The 470-nt window shown below is 68.5% G+C and carries 1 pseudogene; it reads right to left on the reverse strand.

Going from position 1 to position 470, the window contains the following annotated elements:
* Positions 1-470 (reverse strand): annotated as a pseudogene (locus MOV61_RS30235) (chromosome segregation protein SMC); the annotation flags it as partial.

Raw genomic sequence — 470 nt, forward strand, 5'->3', positions numbered from 1 at the left:
GCCGATCTGGCCAAGGCTGCGGGACAGCTCCGGCGGCGCGGTAACATGGGCGATCAGCGGCTCGGCACCCTGGGGCAGGCCGGGATCACCGGAACCGTCGCCATTCACCGACCAGTAGGTTGGAGCCGCGGCATCGACCGGGCTGTCGAGATCCTCCCCGAGTGCGGCACCGAGGGCTGCCTCGAAACCGCGATCGACGCGGATCATGTCGGCAACCGCGACGAAATCCCCCGACGTCGCACCGGCTGCGAGCATTTTCGAAATGGTACGGGCCTCGGTCTCCAGCGCATTGAGCGCCGAGCGGGCCGCTTCCACCGGACCACGCGCCAAAAGCTCGGCGGAGCGGGCGGCAGAAAGTGCGGCTTCCACATCCTCGGCAGCGATCGTCGCATCCTCGACGGCGATTTCCGCAGCTTCGACCGCCTCGCGCCTTTCGGCCGGGTCGTCGAGGGCGGAAAGCCGCTCGTTGA

This window comes from Neorhizobium sp. BETTINA12A, assembly GCF_023006485.1.
Lineage (GTDB): Bacteria > Pseudomonadota > Alphaproteobacteria > Rhizobiales > Rhizobiaceae > Neorhizobium.